The 26372-nt window shown below is 40.5% G+C and carries 20 protein-coding genes; 12 read left to right on the plus strand and 8 right to left on the minus strand.

The genetic code is table 11. The features are described from left to right. The first annotated feature begins 3 nt into the window (after positions 1-3). From EHS11_RS02185 to EHS11_RS02195, 3 genes are all read left to right on the plus strand, one after another. On the plus strand, positions 4-1197 hold the full coding sequence (locus EHS11_RS02185; RefSeq protein ID WP_135762787.1) for a CaiB/BaiF CoA transferase family protein: 1194 nt from the start codon (positions 4-6) through the stop codon (positions 1195-1197). 69 nt (positions 1198-1266) lie between these two features. Further along, entirely contained in the window at positions 1267-2346 is a 1080-nt protein-coding gene (locus EHS11_RS02190; protein WP_135762788.1) for a metallophosphoesterase family protein, read from the plus strand. Positions 2347-2348: 2 nt separating this feature from the next. Beyond that, complete coding sequence (locus EHS11_RS02195) at positions 2349-4658, plus strand: ATP-binding protein (protein ID WP_135762789.1); 2310 nt, start codon at positions 2349-2351, stop codon at positions 4656-4658. On the opposite strand, the gene tpx is transcribed toward EHS11_RS02195, so the two are convergent. From tpx to EHS11_RS02210, 3 genes are all read right to left on the minus strand, one after another. Beyond that, positions 4655-5170 carry a thiol peroxidase gene (gene tpx / locus EHS11_RS02200; protein WP_135762790.1) on the minus strand — a complete coding sequence of 172 codons (516 nt, stop codon included), beginning with the start codon at positions 5168-5170 and terminating at the stop codon, positions 4655-4657. The genes EHS11_RS02195 and tpx overlap by 4 nt on opposite strands. A gap of 60 nt (positions 5171-5230) precedes the next feature. After that, positions 5231-6361, minus strand: coding sequence for an LBF_2804 family protein (locus tag EHS11_RS02205; RefSeq protein WP_135762791.1), 1131 nt, complete (start codon positions 6359-6361; stop codon positions 5231-5233). A gap of 297 nt (positions 6362-6658) precedes the next feature. Next, complete coding sequence (locus tag EHS11_RS02210; protein ID WP_135762792.1) at positions 6659-8395, minus strand: ATP-binding protein; 1737 nt, start codon at positions 8393-8395, stop codon at positions 6659-6661. Position 8396: 1 nt separating this feature from the next. Between EHS11_RS02210 and rsgA the strand changes: the two genes are divergently transcribed. From rsgA to EHS11_RS02230, 4 genes are all read left to right on the plus strand, one after another. Further along, positions 8397-9410 carry a ribosome small subunit-dependent GTPase A gene (gene rsgA, locus EHS11_RS02215; protein ID WP_167884319.1) on the plus strand — a complete coding sequence of 338 codons (1014 nt, stop codon included), beginning with the start codon at positions 8397-8399 and terminating at the stop codon, positions 9408-9410. A 67-nt stretch (positions 9411-9477) separates the two neighbouring features. Continuing rightward, entirely contained in the window at positions 9478-10437 is a 960-nt protein-coding gene (locus EHS11_RS02220) for a FecR family protein (RefSeq protein ID WP_135762793.1), read from the plus strand. Then, a complete protein-coding gene (locus EHS11_RS02225; RefSeq protein WP_135762794.1) occupies positions 10434-12065 on the plus strand; it encodes an LIC10124 family lipoprotein in 1632 nt (543 codons plus the stop codon). Before EHS11_RS02220 ends, EHS11_RS02225 begins: the two co-directional genes overlap by 4 nt. Further along, the gene (locus EHS11_RS02230) at positions 12062-15658 is read left to right on the plus strand and encodes a tetratricopeptide repeat protein (protein ID WP_135762795.1); all 3597 of its coding nucleotides are present in this window, start codon (positions 12062-12064) and stop codon (positions 15656-15658) included. Before EHS11_RS02225 ends, EHS11_RS02230 begins: the two co-directional genes overlap by 4 nt. Before the next feature lie 5 nt (positions 15659-15663). Here the strand turns inward: EHS11_RS02230 and trmB are convergent, their stop codons facing one another. After that, complete coding sequence (trmB, locus tag EHS11_RS02235; RefSeq protein ID WP_135762796.1) at positions 15664-16323, minus strand: tRNA (guanosine(46)-N7)-methyltransferase TrmB; 660 nt, start codon at positions 16321-16323, stop codon at positions 15664-15666. A 91-nt stretch (positions 16324-16414) separates the two neighbouring features. Between trmB and EHS11_RS02240 the strand changes: the two genes are divergently transcribed. After that, entirely contained in the window at positions 16415-17362 is a 948-nt protein-coding gene (locus tag EHS11_RS02240) for an MBL fold metallo-hydrolase (RefSeq protein ID WP_135762797.1), read from the plus strand. A 24-nt stretch (positions 17363-17386) separates the two neighbouring features. Here EHS11_RS02240 and EHS11_RS02245 read toward each other — a convergent pair whose 3' ends face one another. The 4 genes from EHS11_RS02245 to EHS11_RS02260 form a co-directional block, all read right to left on the minus strand. After that, positions 17387-18676, minus strand: a complete 1290-nt coding sequence (locus EHS11_RS02245; protein WP_135762798.1) for a type II toxin-antitoxin system HipA family toxin — start codon at positions 18674-18676, stop codon at positions 17387-17389. Then, the gene (locus tag EHS11_RS02250; protein ID WP_135762799.1) at positions 18676-19020 is read right to left on the minus strand and encodes a helix-turn-helix domain-containing protein; all 345 of its coding nucleotides are present in this window, start codon (positions 19018-19020) and stop codon (positions 18676-18678) included. Before EHS11_RS02250 ends, EHS11_RS02245 begins: the two co-directional genes overlap by 1 nt. Positions 19021-19186: 166 nt before the next feature. After that, positions 19187-20209, minus strand: a complete 1023-nt coding sequence (locus EHS11_RS02255; protein ID WP_135762800.1) for a hypothetical protein — start codon at positions 20207-20209, stop codon at positions 19187-19189. 44 nt (positions 20210-20253) lie between these two features. After that, positions 20254-20682, minus strand: a complete 429-nt coding sequence (locus tag EHS11_RS02260) for an LIC_13246 family protein (protein WP_246047525.1) — start codon at positions 20680-20682, stop codon at positions 20254-20256. Between the two features lie 89 nt (positions 20683-20771). On the opposite strand from EHS11_RS02260, the gene EHS11_RS02265 reads away from it, so the two are divergent. The 4 genes from EHS11_RS02265 to EHS11_RS02280 all read left to right on the plus strand — a co-directional run bounded on the left by EHS11_RS02265 (position 20772) and on the right by EHS11_RS02280 (position 26077). Continuing rightward, positions 20772-21347 carry a hypothetical protein gene (locus EHS11_RS02265; protein ID WP_135762801.1) on the plus strand — a complete coding sequence of 192 codons (576 nt, stop codon included), beginning with the start codon at positions 20772-20774 and terminating at the stop codon, positions 21345-21347. Between the two features lie 45 nt (positions 21348-21392). After that, positions 21393-22604, plus strand: a complete 1212-nt coding sequence (locus EHS11_RS02270) for an NADP-dependent isocitrate dehydrogenase (RefSeq protein ID WP_135762802.1) — start codon at positions 21393-21395, stop codon at positions 22602-22604. Positions 22605-22860: 256 nt separating this feature from the next. Then, a complete protein-coding gene (locus tag EHS11_RS02275) occupies positions 22861-24108 on the plus strand; it encodes an adenylate/guanylate cyclase domain-containing protein (protein ID WP_135762803.1) in 1248 nt (415 codons plus the stop codon). Positions 24109-24115: 7 nt separating this feature from the next. Beyond that, on the plus strand, positions 24116-26077 hold the full coding sequence (locus tag EHS11_RS02280; protein ID WP_135762804.1) for a PAS domain-containing hybrid sensor histidine kinase/response regulator: 1962 nt from the start codon (positions 24116-24118) through the stop codon (positions 26075-26077). Positions 26078-26372: the final 295 nt, after the last annotated feature.

Below are 26372 nucleotides of genomic sequence, written 5' to 3' on the forward strand. Positions count from 1 at the left end.
ATCATGACCAATCCCAAATCAAATCCATCTGCAGGTCCCTTGGCAGGTGTGAAAATTGTTGACTTATCCTTGCTACTTCCCGGGCCGCTCTGTTCACAGCATCTTGCCGATATGGGTGCGGAAGTAATCAAAATTGAAAACCCCAGGGCTTATGACGGCACTCGCGCGATGTTAAAAGGTAACTTAGGTTATTCGGCGTTATTCATGATGTTGAATCGCAATAAAAAAGCCATCACTTTGAATTTAAAACGTCCTGCTTCCCAAGAAATTTTATTCAAGCTCCTTGCCGATGCGGATATTCTTTTGGAAGGATTTCGCCCGGACGGAATGGATAAGATGGGGATAGGATACGATGTCTTGAAAGAAAAATTTCCAAGACTTATCTATTGTGGAATTTCCGGATACGGAACTTCGGGAAAATACGTAAACTTTGCGGGACACGATTTGAATTATTTGGCGCTCTCGGGAGTTCTTCATCAAACGGGAAATCCTCCTAGGCCCGCCGGGTTCCAGCTTGCAGATATCGGAGGGGGAACTTTGACAGCTGTCTCCGCCATTCTCGCAGCACTTTATCATCGGGAAAAAACGGGAAGAGGTCAAAGGATCGACGTCTCAATGACGGATGCATCTTTACAGTTTCTTTCTTTGTTCGGAGGAATTTATTCTGCCTCCGGAAAATCTCCCGAGCCGGGAAATGAAATTCTCTCGGGAAAACTTCCCAATTACAATATTTACGAAACCAAAGAAGGGAGATATGTGGCATTGGGTGCTTTGGAAGATATGTTCTTCCAAACTTTTCTTCGCGCTGCAGGATTGGAGAACCTAACCAAAGAGACTCCTCTTACGGAAGAAAACCTCCATATCGTTAAGCAAACGTTAGTTGATTATTTCTTATCAAAAACCTATGTTGACTTGGAACCTATTTTTTTAAATGAAGATTCCTGCCTTACCCCTATTTTGTCTTTGGAAGAAGTGGTGAAAGATTCTCATTTCAGAGAACGCAAAATGATATTTGAAACCAAAACCGACAAATACGGGGATGTGCTTCAATTCGGTTCTCCTTTTCATTTTTCGGAAACCCCTGTCACTTATCGAAATGACCCTCCTGACCACGGGGAACATACGAACGAAATTTTGAAATCTTTGGGATATTCCGAAGGAAATATAGAAGAATTTAGAAAAGACAGAGTCATTTAGTTTTTCTTTTTTCATATGCCTTGCTATTTTGTCCCATGTCTCCTGTAAAATGGATTGATTGGGTATTATATGAAACTGATTCAAGCATCCGACTTGCATTTATCCGCTTCCAATGACAAGGAATACGGATTAGATGTTCTCCGGGAAATTTTCCGAACTGCGGAAAAAAACAAAGCCATAGCAGTATTGTTATGTGGTGATATATTCGATACTTATTCAGACCTGGAATCGCTTCGTACGGTCTTTGTCGAAGAGACAAAGCAGTTTAGCGGCAAAGTTTATTTTCTTCCGGGAAATCATGAAGCTCTGCGCAGGAAAGGAACTGAAAGCGGGTACGGGAAATTCGATTGGGGTCCCCAAGTTCAGGTAATTGATCGGGAGCCTTACGAATTGATTCCTTTGAATGACGAAGTTGAAATCTTGGGAATTCCTCATCAGGAAAACTACGGTAAATTATTAACCGGCAATCCACCTTCCAAAAAAGCAAAACTCAGAATAGGAATGGCACATGCGACCGTGTCCGGGATGAGTTTTGCGGGAATCAATAATGAAGAAGAGGACGGAGGGATACTGGATTCCAATCAGTTACAGTCGTTGAACTGTGATTATGTGGCAGTCGGTCATATCCATTCGGCACGTTCCCAAATGTTTGGAAATTGCGAGATTGCTTATGCGGGATCTTCCCGAGTCTGGAGAAAAGGGGAAACCGGTCCGAGACAAGGGTATTTGTTGGAAGTAAAAAACAACCGCATTCAAAAATCACCTTTGATCTGGGAAAAAGCGGGACAGTTTCGGGAAGTGAACATTGATCTGGCGTTAGACGGAAAGCCTGAAAAAGATCCGGAATTTTACTTTGAAGGATTCGGTCCGAACGATTGGGTCTATATCCGATGGAACGGTTATGTGGAAGATATGAATCCTAAAAAGAATTTTGAATCAAAACTCTTGAAAGAATGGAAATCGAAATTCAGAGCATTGGATTTTGACAAGGAAGAGTCGGGCTTACGTCTGATTTCCGGAATCCAGGAAAATACATTTATCAAACGTTTTGTGGACGAGATGGAAAAAAGAAAAGACAGCGAAGATCCCAAAACCTGGGAAAGAATGAAACGGCTCGGTTTTGAAATGTTGGTATCGGGAAAAAATTAAGAATGGATATCAGTTTAAAAAAATTCGGACTATTCGTTAACAAATCTTTTTCATTCAAACGGATTACTATTTTTTACGGAGGAAATGAATCAGGGAAAACCACTGTATTTGATGCAATCGTTTCCTCTTTAATTAAAGTTAGTGGAACAACCGTTTATGGAAAAAAAATAAATGCCCGCTATCAGAAAGACAAATCGGTTCAATCTTCCATTCCTGCTTATTCCATCTCGGCTCCCAGTTTTCTGCATACCTATGCCATTCGGGAAGGAAATGTTCAGTTCAATTTGGATGAAGATAAAAACAAAAACGAAGTGATCCAAGTCATTCAGAATTCATTATTTGATACGGGATTTGATCCGAAGAAATTAAAAGAAAAATGTTTGGAGTCCTCTGAAAAAACAGGAATTAGAAAAGCCGCCAAAAATTACAAATCACTCAAAGAATCTTTGGATAAAGCGGAAGCCGATTTTCTGAGAATTGATCGGGACCGAATGAATAGTTTAAAGGAATGGTCTTCCATTCCCGATTTGGAAACCAAAAAGCAAAATTTGGAAGAAGAATTGAAAAAGATGGAAGATTTCCTGATACAAACAAACGCTCGTTATGAGATTTTGGAAAAAAAAGAAACTCACTCTTCTTTGGACAAATTGTACGCATCCGTTCTTCTTTGGGAAGATAAATCCAAAAATATTTCCAGTCTGAAAAAACTATTGGAATCCAATTCTGAAGGTTTGCTTACTTCCTCCGAAAAAAAATCCTCCGAGCTTTCTTTTGAAATCAAATCTTTGAAAAATGCATCGGAAGAAAAAGAAAAAAGAATCGCTTCTCTTTCTCTTGAAAGACAGGAAGCGGACAAGAAACTGAATTCTCTCTCGTTGTTTGAACCGATGGCTCGAAGTTTTGAAAAACGATTGGATGAAATTTTATCGGCAACGATTGTAAAAACACAGATTATTTGGCAGGTTCCTTATATTATTGCCTCTATTTCAATTTCCTTTATAGGTTTTATTGCAAGTATACTTTCTGTGAAGGACGGATTCACCGTTACTCCCTTGTTCATCGGCGGGTTGCTGCTTGTTTTGACAGGGGGACTTGTATTTCTTCTTTTCGCTAAAAAGATAAATATAGAAAAAGATGAAGGATCTGTAAACGCCCATGTTAAATATTTATCGGAAGATATGATCCTTCAAACAAAGGATACGATTCGGCCGATTCTTGCTACAAAGGACGGAATCAGAGAAGCATTGAAAGGTTATTTTTCCGATTTGGAATCCGAACGAAGACAAAATCAAATAAAGGAAGATGCTTTGATTTCCGAGAAGAACCATCTAACGGATGTTTTGAAAAAGATCCGTAGGTTGCAGGAAGAGTGGGAAGAGACCAAAACGATCACAGAAGAAATTTTAAAAAAATCCGATTCTATTTCCATAGAAGAATACAAGGATAAAATCAGATCGGCGAAATCTGTTTTGGAGGAATTTTCGGAATTGGACTTGCGTCTTTCTCAAATTGCCAAAGAACACCTAACACACTCGATTGAAGAATTAAAGTTAAGAATAAAAGACAAATTAACAAATTTCGAAAAGGAAAACATACCGAAGGATTTTTCTTTGGATGAAAAAAATGAAAAATCGAATCTGAAACTCACGATCGAATCTAAAAAAAAGGACAAAGAGATAAAGTCCAAAGAAGTTCATGAACTGCAATATTCTTTAGCAAGTTTGGTCGCCACTTCCACCGAAAGGTTGAATCGGATTTTAAAAGAATGGGAAAAATCTTCAACTGACTTGGATCAGGCGAAAAAGGACTTTGACGATGCAGAGCTGAATTTTAGCGCTTATCAGAATCTGGCAAAGGTATTTGCTGATATGGATGCAAATTCGGGCAATCAAATGCAAGTTTTGATCGAGTCTTTAGGAAAGAGATGGAATGAACTTCTTTCAGGAAATGAACTTAGAAAATTGGAATGGGATGATATTGCCAAAAAACCTTCCAGTTTCGACAAAAGAAACGAATTAAGGGATTTTGACAATCTATCCACAGGCACACAGGAATTATTATCCTTTGCACTTCGTTTGGAATATGCAAAAAGGATGTCCGGTGAAGAAAAGATACCTTGGATTTTATTGGATGAACCTTTCCGACATATGGATGAAACGAGAACCCGTTCCGCAGTGAATTATTGTTTGGATTTTTTAGGGAAAGAAGAATGGAACGGAGTGTTTTTTACCTTTGATTCGAATCTGGTAAAAACGATTCAGGAGAATGCAAAATCAAAAAACCTGGACTGCATTCTCCATGAATTAACTTAGATTAGTTTTTTTGCTTCTGTAAGTACTGTCTCATAGTTTGGCTCGCTTCCTATTTCCGGAACAAGTTCTACGTGACGGATTACATCCGATTTGTCCACAACGAAGACAGCGCGCGCGGATAGTCCGGTCAATGGTCCTGTCCCTATATGTGTTCCGTAGTTTTTGGAAAAAGAAAAATTTCTAAACTGAGATCCTGTTATAAAATTCGGAGAAGAAATTCCTTCCGTGGCGCAGAATCGTTTCATTGCAAAAGGAAGATCGCCTGATACGATTAAGGTGGTGATCTCGGATTCTTTTGCTACTTTTTCGTTGAATTTTTTTGCTTCGATTGCGCAAACGGATGTGTCCAGACTTGGAACTGCTACGAAGATTTTTACTTTGCCTGCAAAATCTTTTAAAGAAATTTCACTCAGGTCCTGAGCGGTTACATGAAAGTCGGGAGCTTTGTCTCCTGCTTTAGGAAGATTTCCTTCCAAAGAAATAGGATTGCCTTTTAATGTTACGGATGCCATGATTATTCCTTACCAGTCTTTTTAATTAGACGGTTTTTCCAAAAATAGGGGATTTAAAAATCATTGCATCATTTTTTCGGTGACAGAGATGGCATCCTTCAATTCTCCCGATCGAATATGCTGGGATAATTCTTTCGTGGATTTCCATTCTTCTTCGGAAAAATCAGGATGGATAGCGGGCAAAATGGATTTTTCTTCTTCACTCAGATTTCCGTCAAAACAGGAACCGATTAGAAATAAGTGAAATGCTAATTTTCTTTCGAAAGGATTGCACAGGGATAATGTTTTCTGAAACTCGGACAATTTGTCCAGATCTTTTAAATCGGAATTCAATCCGAAGCATTTAACAAGCTTTAGTAGTAGAAATTCGAAATTAGGATGAAACGTTTTTGTAAACACGATTGAATTTGCAATTGCCTGGAGACAGGCTAATTTTCCGTTTGCCGTAAGATTTATGGAAACCGCGTTTATTTCTATGATGATTCGTTCCGCGATCTTTCTTGTAATCACTCTCATCCTTAATTCTTTTAAGATCAGGAATGTGACATACGCATCCCAAAAACCTGTGATCGGCGCTGAAACATATTCTATATAAAGCCGTAACGAACCTCTTCCGATGAGAGCCTTTAACGCAAATTTTGCGAGAATGTTTGAAAGTATCACTTTGATCTTGTAAAGCAATGTCTTCAAAGCCAGGGTTCTGCGATTCAATCTTTGATACGGATCAATTCCGAATAATCTGAGTTCCGGGTCCGGGATTTCAAGAGCGATGCGTGCAAGCATTCCCGGAATCGGGGTTACAAGTTCCGGCTCGTCTTCTAGCTCGATATTTGCAAGTTCAGCTATCCGATAAGATTCGTACAACCCCAGCTTGAATAATAAATAAAACTCAATAAGAGTAAAAAATACGATCAGTAACAAAACATAGATTATATGAACGATTCTTGACTCTAATACGGACTCTTCGGCTTGCGGGAGTAAAAAATTGACATATACAAATAAAAACGAAGGCACAAATCCTATGAGAAATGATAGAAAGCTGCCCCGCCAAATGATCCGATTCGAACTTTGCCGAAAATTGAATTGGTCGTTGGATTTTTTGTCCGTTTCTTTTTCTGCAAAGGAAAATAAAACCTTTCTTCCCCATTTTTCCAATAAACCGGGTGAATGAATTTTTTTTTGATTTTCCATTGGGTCTAAATGAATTTTCGGGAAGTAGAATTGTAAAGTGGATACATTTACTTTGCTTCCGCAGTTTTTCCGTGATTCAATGGCAAAAAGGCGAACTTATTTTAAAAATTTTTTGGGAGAGAAAGAAGAGAGTAGCGGGAAACTGGAATTTGTGTTAGGCGGTTGTTTGCAGCCCACGAACCACACCCCCCAACCCCTTTGAGCGCCAATAGAAAAGCGAAAAGTATTCGGAGAATCATCAGCGAAGCTGATCAACAGGGCGGGGGATTTCAATATTCACTGCCACATTATGTCGCATCACCCTCGTATCTCCCGGATCATCTCTTTTGGGATCATTGGAACATCCCCAGGGCCTGCCAACGGAAGATACACCAAAAATCTGGTTGTATCCGAGCCGGACTCCAGTTCGATCCTTCCTTTGTGTTTTTCTATGATTCCTTTTACGATTCCCAACCCAAGTCCCGTTCCTTCCCCTTGGTCTTTTGTAGTAAAGAAAGGGTCCCAGATTTTGTCTTTGATATCATGGGAAATTCCGCATCCGTTATCTTCAAATCCGACTAACACATAGTCTTCGCCTATCCTTCGTGTAGAAATGATTAGGTGAGGTTTTTCCGTTTTCTTCATTGCATGAAGTGCGTTCGTGATCAGATTGGTCCAGACTTGGTTCAGTTCGTCAATATTGCATTTAATGAGCGGCAACTTTTCATATCTGCGATCAATTTCCACACCTTGTTTGATTTGACTTTGCACTATGATCAATGTATTCTCTATCCCCTCATGAAGATCGGCTTCCGAATAGGAAGATTGGCCCAAGTGGGAATAGTATTTAAGCGCTTTTACAATCCGCACCACATTGCGTATGGCATACTTGATATTTTTGACATTGCGGTGAAGTCCGGCGCTATTCCGCAAAATCTCATACACTTCCTTTCCACCTTCGTTCCAAATGGAAACCAATTCCGATTCCAAATGTACAATGGAGTTTTCGATAAGAAAGGTGGCAAGCTCTGAAGCATCGTGTTCCGACAATCCTCTTTCGATGAACCTGTGTTTGGCTTCTTTTTTTAATTTGAATTTATCTTTCGGATCTATTTTTCCTTTCGATTCTTCCCGAATCAAACAATAGAGCACGTCCATGTATTTTTTCAAAAGATCGGGGCTTTGAATCAGTTTGGTAAGATCCGCCAAATGTGAAAAAATATAAATCAAATTGGATTCCAGATTTTCGGCACTACCGTTGATTACTCCCGCTGGAGTATTGATTTCGTGTGCAATTCCCGCAACCATTACACCGAGAGAAGCCATCTTTTCCGATTGAACCAGATGGGCTTGCGTTTCTTCCAGTTCTTTGGTTCTTTCCCGAACTTTGGCTTCCAGTGTTTCAGTGAGATGAACTAACTGTTGATAAATCATCGAATTGGATAATGACATAAGAGAAACGGAAAGAATTTCCAGAATGGTTTCGATTTCCGCTAGTCCGTAACTATGCTTTTTTGTGTTTTTGCCGAGCAGTATGAAACCTACCAGGCTGCTTTTCATTGCAAGAGTAGCAACTAACATGGAATTTGTTCTGTCAAAGAAACTGAGAGCGGCGTTTTTTATTTTCGAGTGATTATGAGTTTTTTCGTTTTCAAAATTTTCTTTTAAATGAATTCCCTCACGGTCGGAAAGCCAAAGCAAAAAAGGATCGAACACGGGAAGCGATGTGAGAATGTTTGAATTGGCACCGTCGGGATAAGGCCTTGGTCGAAAATGTCCTTCCTTTTCATCCCAAGTATAAACCAAAACGAATTCGGCCGGGATTTTTGCCGCAAGAAAGTTGGCGATCGTTTGGCTGATGATATCCGGATCGTTATAAGAAATCAGATCTTCTTTGAATTTTTCGAGTGCAAATAGATTTTGTACCAGTTCATCCCGTTTCTTGGGTCCCTTCTCATCTTCCTTTGGAATTTGCGGACGGGTATGGGTGGGGATTTCCGCAGTTTCTGATTTTTTTCCACCGAGAAAAAATCGAAAGATGGCTTGTATCTTCATGATGGTTCCTGATAACTTGAAAGAAGAACCTCACTCTATTAGGAATTCATCTTTGGGTAAAGAACAATTTACAATCGCACGCATCTTCGGAGCCTATTATGAGTTATACTCAAAGGATAGATTGTATGTTCGCGCGGTTCTCAAAGGCAAATTGAGATTGAAGAGCACGGAAGACAGACATCCGTTTGTAGTCGGTGATCTTGTGACTGCCGAGTCAGGCTACGGAGAAGAATGGATCATTCTTGAAAAAGAAGAAAGATCGAACTATCTCACTCGCAGAAGCGAACATGGAGACAATCATGTTTTATGCGCAAATCTCGACCAAGTGGCAATACTTGCTTCCTATAAGGATCCTGAAACAAAAGACGGGTTTATTGATCGGCTGTTAGTTGCTTGTTATCATACCAAAATCAAACCTCTTATCATTTTTACAAAATCCGATTTGGTAGACTCATCCTTGAAAAAAGAAAAGGAGGATTTTTATTCCAATCTGGGTTATGATGTGATGAGCATTTCCATTGAAGATGAAAAATCTTTCCCTGTTTTATGGAAAGTTCTGCAAGGAAAGAAAACCTTTCTTTGCGGAAACTCGGGAGTCGGTAAATCGACCTTGCTGAACCAACTAACAAAAAAAAGTGTTCAGAAAGTTCAGAAAACGAATGAGGTCAGCGGTTCCACCAAAAAAGGAAAACATACGACTACAAACTCGCTTGCAGTGTTTTTAGAAGAAGACACCGTGATCATTGATTCTCCCGGTGTGAAGGAATGGGGGATTCTTCATCTATCCAAACAGGAGCTTTTGGAAAGTTTTCCCGAACTTTCTTTGGCAAAGGAAAAATGTTCTTCCCCGTATTGTTGTGACTTGGGTCTCGAATGCAATATGGTGCGCTTCATGGAGACCGGTTTATTGGAATCTCGTAAAAAAAATCTCGAATCCATGTTCGAAAGTTTGGATAAACCCCACCGTGTGACCAGAAGAGACCATTGGTCCCAGGCAATCACAAAAAGATATTAGGTAAAAGAGTTGCAAGGCTCTCAGTTGTTTATTAAAATTAGGATGTTCTTTCGTTAGAGGAGGCGCTATGAAACTCATTCTTTCCCCCAAAAAATTCACTCTGGTCTTCGTGGCAATTTTTGCCATATTCAGTCTTTTTTGTCAAAAGGATTCCAAGACTTCCAATCCCGAGGCACAAGTAGAACGAGCGGCCGTTTTTGCCTTTATCAAAGGCGATGTCGTTTTGTTACGTGAAGGAAACCAAATAAAACCCAGCTTAGGCGATGCTTTGGTTGCAACCGACACGGTGGTAACGGGCGCAAATGGTGCAGCCGAAATTCTGTTAGGTGAAGACGGCGTGTTGAAACTTGCCAAAAACACTTCCCTCAGTGTCAATTCCGCTTTAAAAGGTCGTGCGGAAGAACGAAATACTGAAGTGAATCTTCAGTATGGAAAATTAGTCACCGTTCTCAGGAAAGAGCGTAAGTCCGAATCCTTCTACGTAATCACTTCGACTTCGATTGCGGGTGTTAGAGGGACTTCCTTCTTGACCAGCGTAGAAAATCCAAGTTCGAAATCAGGATCTGTTCCTTGCAGCCAAAGTAATTGTGTTGTTAAATACACAGTTCTTGACGGAGCGATTGCCATTAAAAAATCAAATTCGGAAAACGAATTGGTTTTAGACAAACAAAAGAAAGCAACAGTCGGTCCCAATTCCAAACTGAGTGAAAAATTAGTAGAACCTTTGGATTCTCAATCTCTTGGAGAATTGAAAGAGATGCTTGTTTTTGAGAACACCAAGATGTTGGAATTCGAATCCTTATCCGATGAGTTGAGATCCAATAACGAAGTGTTGAAACAAATGGATGCAGGATTTTCTCTTGACGAAGTGGAAACTTCCGTTCGTAGAAAAGAAGCTACCCGAAACAAATCGGATGAAGTGATCACCACTGCAAAATCCATAGAAGAATCCAAATACATTCAAAAAGATGTACAAAAAGATTCATTGAAATTACCAGCCAAAGAAGGTTTTGATAAGACTAGATGAGATTTATTTTAATAGCGGTTTTCGCTTTTGTTTTCCAGGCTTGTGCTTCCGTTTCACAGATTGAGACCTTAAACTCTTCAATCGCGAAACCGGTCTTCCGAAGTGCGGAGCCTGGACTTTCCGAACCAAATCCTTCCGGTAGAGACTACCGGGAAAGATTACTGATCAAACAGGCCCCTCACTTTACGATAGTTTGGCGGGAACTTTCTCCCGGTGTCAATCGGGAAGAAATCAATTTGTTGGAAGAACGGGTTATCTCTTCCCATGCTTCTTTCGGAAAATATGTTTCCGTAGATCCTTCTCGGATTGGGGACGGAGAGGTTTTAAAAGCAAATGATATTGATGTGATTTTGGAATTACAATTTTCATCGAATAAGGATGAAATTGCAGTCAATGTCCAGTACAAAGACCCGGTTCTTTCGCAAAACTTCGGATCGGCTTTTTACAGTTACCATCAGATCCATGATGAAACAACGATTGCGACAAAAAACCAGCGAAAGACTTTGGAAATCTTTCAGGCAAAAAATAAGTTGGTTCCCCTTGTTCCGTCGGTTCATTCTTACTTATCCGAAGTTTCCGCTCCTTCAAATGACGAGATTCAAAAAATCTTGGAATCCACTGTACGCGGAAAAGTTTCCGTTTTTTCCTCTTCTCCCGGGACTTCCATTATGTTGGATGGTAAGGAAATAGGCAAAGCTCCTCTTATCGATTATTCCATGTTAAATGGTAAACACCAATTGTCTTTTTCCAAACCGGGAAAGGATCCGGTTTTTCGTTCTATTTTGATTCGCGCAGGAAAGACCAGCCGTGTATTCCAAGAGTGGAATGACGATATTTCTCAGGGAACGGTTCTATTATCCAGCTTTCCGACGGGATTGGATGTTTTGGTATCCGGTCAGAAAAAGGGAAAAACCCAATATGCCGAATCCGGTGTTCCTTACGGAAGTTATAATGTACAATTCGTACGTACAAGAGAAAATAATAATTACGAATACGCCAGTTCCGAAATTTCAATCCGTCCCAAATCCATTGCAAGTCTGGCGCTTCCTATTGCTTTGGAAGAAGGTGCAGGTTGGGAAGCGGAAGAGTTCTGGGAAACATCGGGCGGTTCCCCTCATTTTGTGGCTTCTTTTCCGGGCCAACTTCTATTCCAGAAAAAACAGGACCTGCCCAAAGGTTGGTATGGAGTTTTTTCGGAAGATATCATTCCTGATCGTGTGGAATCCAGTATCAAACTGGGACTTGCAGGCGAGTTAGGCGGAAGATTGGGAATCTATCTTACGGACAAAGAAGGTCATTCCATTCTTGTCGTCGTAGACAAAACCGATTTTCATTTGGTTAATTTTGCCAAAGACGAAAAAGAATCTCTTGTAAAATCTTCTTACCGTTGGAAATCGGAAGACGTTGAAAAGGGTAGAGTGTTCCGTTGGGAAACTGATCCCGAAAAGCAACTGTTACGCGTTTATCTGGGCAATTCCTTGATTCAGGAAAAACCTTGGAACTTTAAATCCCTCTGGCGTATTGCCATCCTCACTCCTTCGGATTCCTTTCTTTCCGGAAATCCGGTCCGAGGTGTTAAAATTCATTATCCCGATATGGTAAAATTTGAGGAGAAAATCAAAAAATGAAAAAACCTCTCCTGTCTTTATTTATTGTTAGCTCTGTTTTTTTATGGAACTGTCAATCGCGTGATTTTCGATCCGTTTCCGTTAGTGACAAACTTGCGGATAAAGCCACAACTGCATCCGATAAGGAAAACCTGGAAGCGGCAAGATTGATCTTGGCGGCAGGGAATAATGATTTCCAAAAAGGAAAATTCGAAGAAGCAATCGCGCATGCGAACGAAGCTAATGGGAAGTATGAAACTGTGGAAGCCTATTCTTTGCTTGGTGCCTCCAAATACCAATTGGGAGAATATGCGGAATCAAAGGAAGCATATGGATTGGGAGAAAGATTGGATTCCCAAAATGAAAAATTACTCATTGGTCTCGGGACGGTTCAGTCTACTTTGGGAGAGAACGAAGAGGCTACCACCACTTATCAAAAGTTAGTTGATATTAGGCCGGATGAGCCGGTTTACAAATACAAGGTGGGAACTTTACTCAAAGCCCAGAAAAAATATCAAGAGAGTTATGTTACTCTAAAACCCTTGGAAGAAAACAAGAATTTTCCTTATCCTGTAGAGTTACTCAATCAACTGGGTGATGTTTGTTTGGAACTAAAAAAATATGATGAGGCGGAAAGCTATTTTGCCAAAGCAGAAGCGCTCCAGCCGGATCTAAAGTCTGCAGGTTTAGCCAAACAATCCACAAAAATTGCATCCTTGGTCCAAAAAGGAAACGATGCGGTTTCCAAAAAACAATATGATATTGCCATTTCCGAATATAAGAAGGCGACCGATTTGCAGCCGTCAAATGCTTCTCTTTGGACATTCCTGGGTAACGCTTATTTTCTAAAAACTTTATACACTGATTCCGAAGCTAGTTTCCGAAAAGCTTTGTCATTGCAGGACAGTCTTGCTGCTGCTTATCTCGGTTTAGCGAACGTGCAAATTCGTAAAAAAAGTTTTTCCGAGTGTTTGAAGACGACCGGCATTGCGCTTAAAAAATCTCCCCGGAATGCAGAATTGAAAAACAAACAAGGGATTTGCGAGTGGAAATGGGGACAAATCCAGAAAGCAACTCTCAGTTTTCAAGATTCTTCCGTTTGGGACAAAAATTTCTTCGAACCGAAATTGAATCTGGCATATGTACTTCTCGACCAAGGCAGAAATGCAGAGGCAATTGAAGTTTTGAAAAAAGCCGAATCCCATCCTCACGCAAATAAAGAAGATCTTAAAAAGGCTCTCTCGATTGCCGAAGCACAGTTGTTTGTCGCTAATGGTGATCAGTTTTTAAGACAGGGAAAGAAGAAACAGGCTTTGGAAGAATACGGTCGGGCACTCGGTCGTTCTCCTAAAGATCCTTCTCCCCATAATGCATTCGGTCGCGCTTACTTCGTGTTTGGTGAATATAAAAAATCCGAGTCTTCCTATCAAGAAGCATTGCGCAATGACCCGGAGAATTTGGGTTCCGTCCAAGGACTTGCACGTTTGTATGCTAAAACAGGTGATTCTAAAAAAGAGAAAGAATACATCAAACGTCTTGAAAAACTTTCCGCGGACGATCCCTTTGCTGCAATTACACTTGGTAGGATTGCGGAAGACGCCGGCAAATACGAAGAAGCGGAATCCACCTATCTTGGTTTGAAGAAAAAATTTCCGGACAATGAAGCTTTGAATTATCGTCTCGCAAGTCTTTATTACAAAAAGGCAGTAGAAGAAAACGAGAAAGAAAATTATTCGAATGCCGCCGACTATATTCAAAAATCCAAAAAGTATTCCAAAGACATTCCCGAGGTGACTCAAACGGAAAAGACAATTCAGGAGAACGCGCGTTTTGCGGAAATTCTCCCTTGGGTTGCGGAGGGCAATTGGCTTTACGATAAGAAAAAATACGATGAAGCCATTGTTCCTTACCAAAAAGCCTATAATAAAATCCCAAAACCGTCTCTTCTGGTAAAGATAGCGGAATGTTATATGGCTAAGGGTGAAGAAGAAAAAGGAATCGCCATTCTGGAAAAAGCCGCAAAAGAAAACAAAGACAACGCATCTTCTTTCAAGGAAGGAATCTATGCTTTCTTTTACAAAAAAGGGGAAACTTCCAAAGCGGAAGAAGGATTTAACAATCTTTTAAGGGAAAAGCCGGATTCGTTTTACAGCTATTATATGTTAGGTTTGATTGCGATGAAAAAGAAGGAATACGAGCCTTCCATCTCCCAATTGGACAAGTCGATTTTACTCAATGGAAATTTTGCTCCGGCGAATGTAGCAAAAGGACTCAGTTTGTACAAACTGGGCCAAACCGAGCCAGCCAAAAAAGAATTCGAAAAAGCACGTGTGAAGGACATCAATTTTTCCTTATCTTCTTATAATTTGGCAGTTGCCTACTTTAATGAGGATTTGGTGAAAGAATCGAAGGTACTCCTTGAAGACTTGAAAAAGAACAATCCCGATTTTACAGACGGAGAATTGCAACTTGCTTATATTTACTTCAGAGAGAATCGGTTGGATGATGCGGAGAAATCGGTTCTCTCGGTTTTAAAAGAAGAAAGGTCTGCGGAAGCATTGTTTGCTCATTGGAAGATTTTGGATGCGAAATACAAACAAGATCCCGATGATAGCATCCATTCCAAACGAATTCAGATTCAAAATCAGATTTGGAAGGAATATCCTGAAACAAAATATGCCCGTCTTCTTCCTACGCAAGATATGGACGATGTTCCTTTTGTTGTAACCGATTTGACTTTGGGCGGAACCGTGGTCGGAAATCCGATCCTATACCCGAACCGGGTGATTGTGAACTACGGAACCGCACTTGCCGGTTTGGATCGAAATACAAAGGAACCTGTTTGGAAACTTTCTACTCCTGAAGCCTTCACTTATCTTATCCCCAGCACACAGTTGTTAGCATTTAAAAACGGTGTGGTGCAGAAAATCTATCCTGACACTGGAAAAAAAGGGATCACTCTCTCTTTGCCGAATACATATCCGATTTTACAAGCGGATTTGGGCGGTGATTCCATTCTTGTTCTGAATGAAAATCCCAAAGACAAAGAAAGGATTCTTTCCATTTTGGATTGGAATGGAAAGAAAAAATCAGAACTAAAATGGAAGGATTTGAATTCTTTTGCTGTTACCAAATCGGGAAATTTGGTGACTCTCAGAGAAAATAAAAAAGAATTTTTGTTTTCTTCCACTCCTCTTTCCGTCCCGAACCCGAATCCGCCGACTGCTTCTTTACTTAAAAAAGGCTCAAGTGATAAGATCGGATTTCTTGGTTGTGGAGCAAATTCCTGTTTGGTGAAAGTGGAAAATCAAATCTTTGAAATCGATTCCAAATCGAAGCTAGGGGCACTTCCGAATGTAGGAAATATTCGCGGCTTTTACGAAACTGAAGATACGGTTCATATCAAGACGGAAGAAAAGATATTTGTCTGGAAATCCGGTTTGAAGTGGTCCGATTCTTACCCGAGTGATGCTGAGTTTCGTTTTCCTGTGGGAGAACATATTGTGGAACCGAAATCCAAAGAACTCACAGTCACTACTGACGGTAAAAAGAAATCCGTTCCTTGGAGATCGGAAAAAGACGGAAAACGCCTGACAACGATTACACTTAAATGAGTGATCTAGACTTTGTTTCTTTCTAAATAGTATATTTGTTTCCCCTCGTTTCTTTTTTCCGTTTCGAAAAAAGATCGGGGGAATTCGGGGCGGTCAAAAAAATATTCTTCCATTCCTTCCCAATTGAATTTGCTTGTTTTGCGAAACAGAGAAATACATTTTCTGGCGTAAGGACCGTAATCCGTTGCAAACAAAAGACGCCCGTTTGGTGCCAAAAGGTTATGGACTTCTTCTAAAAATTTCGGCTTCATCACTCTGTTTTTATGATGTTTTCTTTTGGGCCAAGGATCGGGAAAATTGATCAAAACTGTTTCAAACATTTCTTTTTCCAAGAGTTCTGAAAAAAACCATTGGAAGTTGACTGTCATATAACGGATATTTTCCAAACCCAATTCTTTCCTTTTTTCTTCCGTAGCGATCACTCGGTCAATTTTTCGTTCCATTAATAGAAAGCCCGTAGTCGGATTTTTTTTTGCAAGTTCGATTGCTACTTCTCCCCAACCTGAACCCAGTTCAAGCCAGTAGTTTTTTATGTGGTCGGGGAAACATTTTTTTATGTCGATTTTTTTTCCCCACTCTTTAGGTTGCAGGAGATAGTCTGAAGAATAGGGCGTTCGTAAGGTGAACTTCCATAGCTTTTGACGAATTTCAGGATTTACTAACAAGGAACTTACCACTTTCTACCGATATTTGACTTTAGAATACAAGTTCTGAAAACAATCTTCACAGGAAACAAAGATTTCCCAAAGGAATGGAATGAAAATTACTCTTTTTGGTGTTCGAGGCTCGTTACCGACTCCAGTCGGGAAACGGGAACAGCAGGATAAACTGCTGAAGATCTTAAAACAAGCCAAAGCCGAGTGGACCAAAAATCCAAATGGTTTTTCCGAAGAGAAATTTCTGGAATCCCTTCCCATCCCCCTGGAACAAGACTTAGGTGGAAATACCACCTGTGTATATTTGGAAGGGGAATCCGGAGAAAAAGTTATTTTCGACATGGGGACTGGAATTCGTGTTTTGGGAAACCTTCTCGCTCCGATTGCTTTCAACGGACAACCTCTCGATATCAACATACTTGTGTCCCACACACATTGGGATCATATCCAAGGCTGGCCTTTTTTCAAACCGGCTTATTCTCCGACCACTAACATTCATTTTTATTCTGCGATTGCGAACTTGGAAGAAAGACTCGTTCGCCAGCAACATCCTGAAAACTTTCCCATTACCTTCAATCAGATGGCTTCCAAAAAAGAATTTCATCTTTGGAAAGAATTTCAATCTTATCCACTCGGAAATTTAAAGGTCATTCCTTTCGGACTCCGTCATCCGGGCAGTTGTTTGGGATATCGTGTTCGTGAAGGGGAAAAGAAATTTTTGTTTTGTACGGATGTGGAATACAGAGAAGAAGACCGCGGTCAACTTTTGGAATTGAAACCTCACATCGCCGGTGCAGATTTGCTTGTGATTGATGCGCAGTATAGCACTGCTGAGGCGGAAAAGAAAATCGGTTGGGGACATACCGCTGTTCGGCAAGCGGTCGAGTTTGCTGAGATGATGGAAATCAAATCAGTAGTACTCACTCATCACGAGCCTGATCATGAAGACACGGAAGTGGTTCGAATTATTTTAGAAGAAGGAAAACCTTCCAATCCCAAAAATATTTCGATCCATATAGCAAAAGAAGGAATGAGTTTTCATTTGTAGATTGTTTGTAACCAAGAACTGTTATTATTTTTTGATAAAGCGTCTGTGTAGATTGCCGATCTGCGCTGCATTTTTTTCCTGTATACCTGCCTTCTCAGCAAAATCCGGCCACTTACATACTGCTTCCTCTACAGCTTCTATTATGATACGGGGACGTTTTATATCTGCAAACTTAGCTGCTTCCAATAAATCTTCCAACATAAAATGCTCACGTTTTCCATTACATGACATCTGGTGTTGTTCTATAAATTGATTTCCCGGTTTATAACTGAAACAAAGGTCATACGCAGGAGACAACTGCCAGTTACCATCTCCGAACATCAAAAAAGCATGGTTTTTGGTATGATCATCTTGATTGCGGCTGCAAATATTGAAAACCATGCGGCGATACATTTCGTTAAGTGTATCCTGGCCCAGCCCCATCTCTCGTATTGTTTGGAACAATCTTTCATATCCATAACTGCCCGGCGGATCACGATCAGCATGGATCATTCCTGCGAAAGTTAAAACATGCACTTTGTCATTGCCATTGACCCTATCAAATCGTTTTGTCATGAAGTGTGCCTTTTTTCCATCTTTCAATAATTGGCACTCCATCATATTGATCCCTGATTCATATGCCATTTCACTGTAAGCGAATTCGATTCGACCGATTTGTGTACCGGTTGCATGTTCTTCATTTTCCATTTCATCGAACTTGATCAACCAATGTTCGTAATCCTTAGGAACATTGGCTTGACCTGATAATACATCTTTGGTCTGACTATTGATTGCTATAATCGCTTTTGCTTTTGCTCCTCCGGCGCTCGTACCAACTGCAATGAGCGCATCTATTCCATCATTCACCAAACTGGCATTTGCCGATTTATGTTCATTCAATACTCCTTTAGCTACTTCGACCAAATCGCTTACTTGTATGGGAATCGGTTTATTTAAGTTTCGGGTTTCCAAGTCCGGTTCATATTCCAATGCCCCCATTCCACGGGTTCCCACATAACACAATCGTTCCAATGGATTCATATCTTCCAGTTTACGACCATGTTTTGCCAGATAGGCATCTAACAATCGATTGCCGAATTTTTCCGGCAAACTATCGGCGATTACACCCGGCAATCCCTTAAATGTTTTTGTATCTTTCAGCTCAGGGTATTGAAAAACCCGGGAGGAGAGAGGCAATAAGAGCGGACTGATTTCATAGCGACGGGATCGGATAAATTCAGGGTCATATTCAAATAAAGCGAGTCCTCGATTTTTATCCCAGACCAATCCTCCTACCCGCTCCCCCCATAAATTGACAGCAACAGGTTGTTCCATTATGATTTGCGCCGCCCCATCACTCTGCTTGTCGGTCTTTTGGATTCGAATGATTCCTGGTTACCAGGTTTTCTTTTTTTTGTAAGCTGCTCCATTGGCGATTGTATCGGTGCATCAAGAAGTGGCAATAACCAGTCAGTGAAGCCGAGAACTCGGGTAAGTCGGATCAGTGTAGATAGTTTCATATCGTTACCAGATAGAGCAGCGCTGATCGTATTTCGGTTCAAGTCAGCCAACTTGGCGAGATCCTGTTTGTCTTGTTTTGTCTGCTTCGCTCTCTTTTCAAGATTTTCGGCGATTGTCTGTAGCAGGATCTCTATAGGGGCGTTACGATTTGTTTGCATAGTTTGATAGGCGTATATTCGATTTTGTTGTGAATATGCCTAGTATAGCAGGCGTAAAAAATTAGTCAAATATTTGCTTACGCATAGTTTGATAGGCGCACCTTTGATTTTATCACAAATATGCATAGTAAACTAGGCATATTTGTGATGATTCTGATTAACATCTTCATTTATTAATCAGATAATACGAATGCATTCCTTTGCCTTTGCCGGACCAAGATTTACAATTTACTTCCAGTTCGGTTTCGGAATGGATTTGGTATGGTTTTGCAAAGAAGAGTTGGATAAAAAAACGAAGCAATGTTGAAATATTTTCCAATGCACTCATACTTGCTATATTTTTCGTTCGAATCACATCCATATAACAAGAATCAGATTCTCCGAAATACAATCTTTCTTTCTTCGGTAAAGTGTAACCGGAAACAGACTCTGTTTCTTCATTCAAAATCTCGGATCTTGAAACGGTTCCTTCTAAGATCAAATCTCCTTTTTTGGAAAGAACCGCAATTTTTCTGAAAAATCCTCCTGGGATTTTTTCATTTCCTATAAATCCACCGGTAAAAATGCGGGTTCCGTTATCTGTGATTGCTCGAACAATCTCCCATTTATTTGAGTATTTATGTACTTCGTAATTGGTAAGCAGGTGTTCCATCCCGCCTGTGCCTTCCACCGTTTCCACATTTCCATCATGTATGATTGTACCTTTTACTTTTACGAAAGAGAGAGGAATGTCAGCCTGAACAAATCGTCCGTCTTCTGTTAGGTTCAGCTTTCCTCCGGAGATAGCAATGCCTGTCCTTTGGTTGGGAAAAAAATCCAAGTCGATCGTCCATTCGGGAAAAACCATATGGATGGAATATTTTCCGTCCTTATAATCCATCCGGTTTTCTCCGCTTTGTTGAAAGAACCCCCCTTTTTTCATTTCAAATTCATCCTGACCGAACTCTTTTGTGGAATAATAGAGAGGTTCGTTGTCATGTTTGATGATGACACTGATTCCGTTGTTCTTTGTTCCCGGACCGAAATTGCTGACCAAAAAAGTAGCGAATAGTTTGTAGGATCCGTTTTGTAAGGAAAAATTCCAAGCCTGTAAGTAACCTTCTTCCGAGTAAATCTGAGTTCTAAAATCGGAAGGGTTGCCCAATCGAACCAAGTTGGTTCCGTCCGCTTCTAACCGCCAACAAATCATAAAAAGAAAACAGAACGAACAGAGCTTTTGCATTGGCAAAGCTTTCATTTTGATTTGGACTTTGCTAGTTTTTTTTCATTTTTAGAGATATGGAACTCTTCTTTTACGGGCTCAGTATTTTTAGAAAACAAATCCCCTAGGCTGGTAATGGAAAAAACGGGGTGTTCCAGGTTTCCAATCAAAACCATTCTGGATCTCTCTTCCGAAATCCCGTCGATATGAATCCAGGTGTTGGTTGGGAAAGAACTTTCCAGGATGCAAGCCGATACATAGTATTCATAATCTCCTATTTTTGATAAAAAAACTCTGATTTTTGCGATCGGGCTTTCTACCAAAGCCTGCCGGAACTTTTGCAGCTTTGTATTTTGAATGTTACAGGTTTCGTAATAATGATTCAAAACCCTCAAGATATGTTGAAATTCCTCTTTTCTGGAGGTAAGCTCCCTCCAGAGAACGGTTTCCTTTTCGCGCATGTTTTTTACCTCATTTAGAGGGGTAAAGAACTCTGCCGATTGGTTCCCAAATTCGATTCTCACTTGAAAAAAAGTTTCCGTTCGTAATCATGAACGAAACGGACATGCTGACTCATATTTTAGAAATATTTTGGATCGAGAAGCTTCGTTTTACCCAGTATACAATTAATAAAATCGCAAAAATCCCGGACTCCGAGTATGAGTTTTCTTCCGCAGACCGGCCCAAATCGATTGCATGGGCTGTGGAGCAGATGGTTGCATTTGATCGCAACTTTGCTTTCTATCTTCCTCTCTCTTTGCGGTTCGGAGCTTTGTTTTCTTTCCCTCCTTATAAGGAATTGGATGTGGAAAAGGATGTGGAAGACATTCGGGATAAATTTACCCCTCCCGCATTCCCGCTCCGTTTTTTAGATATTTCTATTGATTCCGCAAAATTATTAAATATAACAAATGTAAATGTTTCCAAAGAGAAATTGATAAAGGACTGGCGACTAACTTTGATTAGAATTGAAGACAGGTTGGCCGGTCTTTCCGAAAAAGAAGCGTTTAAAAAAAGATACGCGTCTCTTTCGGGCATTCATACTCTACCCGGTGCAATCAACAATTCCACCGAGTTTTGTCATTTTCTATGGAACAAACATGCAGCACCTTTTCTAGAATCATGATCGTAAGCGAAATTATAAATCAATAACAGCTATTAGGAGAGTTACATGGGAAAAATTAAAGTAAAAACACCGCTTGTCGAATTAGACGGTGACGAAATGACAAGAATCATCTGGAAAGAAATCAAAGAAAGATTCATCTACCCTTATTTAGATATTACACTTGAATATTACGACCTTGGTGTCGAATACCGGGACAAAACAGACGACCAAGTAACTGTGGATTCCGCAAATGCGATCAAAAAACACGGAGTAGGTGTTAAATGCGCAACCATTACTCCCAATGCAGACAGGGTAAAAGAATACAGCCTGAAACAAGAATGGAAATCTCCGAACGGAACCATTCGTGCGATTTTGGACGGAACCGTCTTTAGAAAACCGATTATAATCAAAAATATTCCCGCTGCCGTAAACTCATGGAAAAAACCGATCGCAATCGGTCGTCATGCTTACGGTGATATTTACCGTGATGTGGAAATGATCATTGACGGACCAGGTAAAGTGGAACTGATTTATACGGATGCATCCGGAAAAGAAAAACAAAGATTGGTTGTAAATGAATACAAAGGACCGGGGGTTGCGCTTGCTATGCACAACTTGGACAAGTCCATCGAATCTTTTGCACTTGCTTGTTTCAATTACGCTCTTTCTGAAAAAATCAGCATCTGGTTTGCTACAAAAGATACTATCTCCAAAAAATACCATGCACGTTTCCGCGAGATCTTTGACGAGCTTGCGGCAAAGAAAGACGCAGAAATGAAAGCTGCCGGCATCACTTACAATTATTTTTTAATTGATGATGCAGTGGCGCAAATTATGAAAAACGAAGGCGGCCAACTCTGGGCGCTGATGAACTATGACGGAGATGTAATGTCCGATATGGTTGCTTCCGGATTCGGATCTTTGGGACTTATGACTTCCGTTCTTGTTTCTCCTGACGGAAAATACGAATACGAAGCGGCTCACGGAACTGTAACCCGTCACTACCGTAAATACCAAAAAGGGGAAACTACTTCCACCAACTCCGTTGCATCTATCTTTGCATGGACAGGTGCCCTTGCGAAAAGAGGCGAGTTAGACGGAACTCCGGATGTCGTGAATTTTGCAGTAAAGCTGGAAGAGTCCATCATCGAAACCATCGAAGGGGGAGAAATGACAAAAGATCTACTTTCTCTTTCGACTGCGGCTAAAAAAACCGAATTGGATACTTTCCAATTTATGGAAGCTGTTCAAAAAAGACTCGATTCTAAATTGAAATAAGAAACTTTTACCCTACCTCTTGTTCTCCTTGAGGTAGGGTACCTTCCTTTATAGGCTTTGGCAGTTTGATTGCCGATCATGCGAAAATCCGGTCCAATGGGCAATTTGTTTTGAATCATCTGGAGGAAATATGAAGCCTTTCGTCTTAATCTTTGGCAACCCTTACCGTGTGTTCATCGGTGTATCTGGCGCAAAATATATATTAGATGGCGTATACGAATTAAATATAGATTTAAAATAATACAGACAGAGTTCAATGTACAATCGATTTTTAGACTGGTTTATGGAAGAAAGCCGAAACGCCAAATCCGCTTCTTCCTATTTTAATTCATTTATTGAGTTTTTGATTCGGGAAGATTTTCGGATCATACGTTCAAGTATGGGAACGAGGACGGTTCATCCTCAGGTGGAAACAGTTTCCTATCTTTGGGCGCCGAATGATAGATTGTCTATTTTTGACAATATAGCGGGGGATCTCGAGGTTTCCTCTCGGGTATTTACCTTCGGAATCGGTTCTCTCAAAGAGATCCGTTTCAAACAGGGCACTTCACGAACAGAACCGTTCAAACTCAGCCCCATTTACCGTATATTGCAGTCCAAGAAGACTTATGTATTTTCTTTTTTGGACTATCAGGAAGAGCCTTTGCCTTTTCCCATCTTGGAAGATTTGAAAGAGCACAAAGCGACCGGCTACATAGCAATACCTGCAATAGAGGCTGGGAATCCGGTTGCATTCAAAAGTTTTGTTACGGATCATCCTGAAGGATTTACCCCCGAAAAGGTCGCTTTTTTGGAAAAAGCGAGTAATGTAATGTATGTTAAATGGTCGAATTTTATGCGAGCCGAGTTTACGGAGACACTTCTCAGCGTTTATTTGGGAAAAAGGACAGGTTCTCTCGTTTATTCGGGAAAAGTCCATTTAGGAGATGTGGAAAATATGAATTCCGTTATCTGGTTTTCAGATATTCGTAATTACTCCGGATTAAGTGAGGATTTATCTCCGTCGGATATAATACACATGTTGAACGATTATTTCGGAGCAATTATCCCTTCCATTGAGAAAAACGGAGGGGAGGTTCTGAAAATGTTAGGGGACGGCATTTTGGCAGTTTTTCCCTTTGACGAAAAAAATAAAAAAAGGGTCCGAATGAAAGCTTTACTTTCCGTTCGGCAAGTCTTTGATGAATTGCGAAAATTAAACCGGATTCGTATCAAAGATTCAAAAACACCGATTCGCCACGGAGTAGGGCTCCATAAAGGACAAATTTTATACGGAAATATCGGGTCCAGAGATAGATTAGACTTTACAGTGATCGGAGAAGCTGTCAATCTTGCAAGCCGGATTGCAGGGATGTGCGGAGAGTTGAAGAAGGCTGTTCTCGCTTCCGAAGAATTTGTGAGCGATATGAACATTCGATGGGAAGATATCGGCGAACACAAGTTAAAAGGGATTGCTGTCCCGAAGCGGATTTTTGCGATTTCGGAAGAAGTAAAAAGAATGTAATGCTTTTATGAACAATAGTATTCTTACAAATATTTTAGAGTCGATAGATGCTCTGGTCTACGTGTCCGATATGGGGTCAGGGAAGATATTATTTGTAAATGAGTATGGAAAATCCATTTGGGGAAATATCCCTTCCGAACTGGATGAAAACGAAGACGTTAAATCGAATTCAATCTCGACACTTTTTACCTGGAATGCGTCAATTTTAGGTTCAGAAACGGTTTCTTCCAAAAGCGAACCTTATGAACGTCAATTCGGTCCTGAAGGTCAATTTTACGAATGCCATGATACTGTGATCGTCTGGGGTTCGGGAAAAGCACGACTCACTTGCGCGATCAATGTACATGACAGAAGAGAGCAGGAAAAACTTTATAAAACCGTTTTTCAGGCAGTGTCCGATTCTATTTTTATCCTTAGAGTGGAAGAGGAAGGTTTGCTTCGCTTTCTAGGAACCAATCCTGCCTTTCAAAATGAATGGCAATTACCCCTATCCAAAATCTTCGGTAAAACGATTCATGAAGTTTTTTCTTCCGAAGTAGCAAACCATCTGTTATCGCAATGCGAACAATCCTTGGAAGACAAAAAACTGATTCAGTTCGAACTGGAACATAGAATCCGGGGGATTTTAAAAACATGGTCCGTAAAAATAACGCCCGTTATTGATGAATTCGGAGAAATTTCCCTTTTGATCGGTGTGGCGGACGACATATCTGAAAGAATCCGCTCCGAGAAAGCCATCAAACAATCGCAAGACGACCTAAAGGAAGCCAATCAAAGACTTCTGATTGCAATTGATCATTCCAATAAAATGGCTGATACTGCAAGAGAAGCGAGTGCTGCCAAAAGCGAATTTCTTGCAAATATGAGTCATGAGATCCGTACACCGATGAATGGAATCATTGGAATGACTCATCTTCTTTTGGAGACAGGCCTTACCCAGGAACAAAGAAAATATTCCGAACTTGTGAAGACGAGCGCCGAGTCCTTATTGTCCTTGTTAAACGATATTTTGGATTTTTCCAAAATAGAAGCCAAAAAGTTGGAATTGGAATACACCACTTTTAAAGTAAACAAAACAATCGAAGAAGTACTGTCTTTATTTCAAGCGAAGGTAACGGAAAAGATGATTTCCTTAAAGCATAGTTCCAATCTATCCGGGGAAGAGAGTTTTCTGGGAGATCCGAGCAGGCTCAAACAAATTTTAATTAACCTGATCGGCAACGCGATAAAATTTACAAGAGACGGGGGAGTTAGTGTCACCGTTGAAAAGAAAGAGGTCGTGGAAAATCGGACCAAGATTTTATTTTCCATCGAAGACACAGGGATCGGGATTCCCGCTCATGCGATCGATCAATTATTTTCACCTTTTCACCAAGTGGAAAGTTCCACCACAAGAAGGTTTGGTGGAACAGGACTTGGCCTTGCCATTGCCAAACAACTTTCGGAACTTATGGGTGGAACGATTGGAGTTGCAAGCGAACTGGGAAAAGGTTCTAGATTTTGGTTCACTTGCCTGTTTGAAAATAATGTATCTCATTTGAATCCTAACGATGCAACCGAATCGAAATCTTCCAACCCACCTAAAAATGCCCGTTTTCACGATAAAAAAGTTTTAGTAGCGGAAGACAATCCCACAAACCAAATCGTAGCGTTGGGTTTGTTGAGGAAAATCGGAATAGAAGCAAAACTTGTAAATAATGGAAAAGAGGTTTTGGAAGAACTATCCAAAAATAGTTACAATCTGGTTTTAATGGACTGTCAAATGCCGGAAATGGATGGGTTTGAGGCGACAGCTAGAATTCGTTCTCAGACGGAGGAAAATTTCCAAACGAATATTCCCATCATTGCACTTACCGCCTACGCTATGAAAGGTGATCGTGAAAAATGCATCAATGCAGGTATGAACGATTATCTTTCCAAACCGATTCAGCCGACGGAACTTGCATTATTGATTGAAAAATGGTGTTGATCCGACACTAGCCGCAGCCGCCTGACGAACTTTGTTTATCAGCTGAACAAAAAATAGAATCCGAATGTGATTCCCAAAAGCAATCCCGCAAGCAATCTATCTTCTTTCCAAAATGCCTGTATCCTTTTTCCCTTTGGTTACAAACCAAGTAGAGTTCAATCCGTTTCACGCAGAACGTTTGTTTGATGGGACCTTTGCTTTGGCGCAGGAGTTGGGTTTTTCTCCTATGGTTTGGTCTCCTACAGCAGGGGAATCATATTCTCCCCGAAAGAAGATAAAGAGAAAAAGGTCTTAG

The sequence above is a fragment of the Leptospira ilyithenensis genome, assembly GCF_004771005.1.
Lineage (GTDB): Bacteria > Spirochaetota > Leptospiria > Leptospirales > Leptospiraceae > Leptospira_A > Leptospira_A ilyithenensis.

Excerpts from the sequence above, each read along its gene's own strand:
- EHS11_RS02195 (WP_135762789.1), top strand. The coding sequence starts at position 2,349 with ATGGATATCAGTTTAAAAAAATTCGGACTATTCGTTAACAAATCTTTT.
- rsgA (WP_167884319.1), top strand. The coding sequence starts at position 8,397 with ATGGTTCCTGATAACTTGAAAGAAGAACCTCACTCTATTAGGAATTCA.
- EHS11_RS02230 (WP_135762795.1), top strand. The coding sequence starts at position 12,062 with ATGAAAAAACCTCTCCTGTCTTTATTTATTGTTAGCTCTGTTTTTTTA.
- EHS11_RS02245 (WP_135762798.1), bottom strand. The coding sequence starts at position 18,676 with ATGGAACAACCTGTTGCTGTCAATTTATGGGGGGAGCGGGTAGGAGGA.
- EHS11_RS02210 (WP_135762792.1), bottom strand. The coding sequence starts at position 8,395 with ATGAAGATACAAGCCATCTTTCGATTTTTTCTCGGTGGAAAAAAATCA.
- EHS11_RS02275 (WP_135762803.1), top strand. The coding sequence starts at position 22,861 with ATGTACAATCGATTTTTAGACTGGTTTATGGAAGAAAGCCGAAACGCC.
- EHS11_RS02270 (WP_135762802.1), top strand. The coding sequence starts at position 21,393 with ATGGGAAAAATTAAAGTAAAAACACCGCTTGTCGAATTAGACGGTGAC.
- tpx (WP_135762790.1), bottom strand. The coding sequence starts at position 5,170 with ATGGCATCCGTAACATTAAAAGGCAATCCTATTTCTTTGGAAGGAAAT.
- EHS11_RS02255 (WP_135762800.1), bottom strand. The coding sequence starts at position 20,209 with ATGATTTGTTGGCGGTTAGAAGCGGACGGAACCAACTTGGTTCGATTG.
- EHS11_RS02220 (WP_135762793.1), top strand. The coding sequence starts at position 9,478 with ATGAAACTCATTCTTTCCCCCAAAAAATTCACTCTGGTCTTCGTGGCA.
- EHS11_RS02265 (WP_135762801.1), top strand. The coding sequence starts at position 20,772 with ATGAACGAAACGGACATGCTGACTCATATTTTAGAAATATTTTGGATC.
- EHS11_RS02280 (WP_135762804.1), top strand. The coding sequence starts at position 24,116 with ATGAACAATAGTATTCTTACAAATATTTTAGAGTCGATAGATGCTCTG.
- EHS11_RS02260 (WP_246047525.1), bottom strand. The coding sequence starts at position 20,682 with ATGCGCGAAAAGGAAACCGTTCTCTGGAGGGAGCTTACCTCCAGAAAA.
- EHS11_RS02250 (WP_135762799.1), bottom strand. The coding sequence starts at position 19,020 with ATGCAAACAAATCGTAACGCCCCTATAGAGATCCTGCTACAGACAATC.
- EHS11_RS02185 (WP_135762787.1), top strand. The coding sequence starts at position 4 with ATGACCAATCCCAAATCAAATCCATCTGCAGGTCCCTTGGCAGGTGTG.
- EHS11_RS02190 (WP_135762788.1), top strand. The coding sequence starts at position 1,267 with ATGAAACTGATTCAAGCATCCGACTTGCATTTATCCGCTTCCAATGAC.
- EHS11_RS02225 (WP_135762794.1), top strand. The coding sequence starts at position 10,434 with ATGAGATTTATTTTAATAGCGGTTTTCGCTTTTGTTTTCCAGGCTTGT.
- EHS11_RS02205 (WP_135762791.1), bottom strand. The coding sequence starts at position 6,361 with ATGGAAAATCAAAAAAAAATTCATTCACCCGGTTTATTGGAAAAATGG.
- EHS11_RS02240 (WP_135762797.1), top strand. The coding sequence starts at position 16,415 with ATGAAAATTACTCTTTTTGGTGTTCGAGGCTCGTTACCGACTCCAGTC.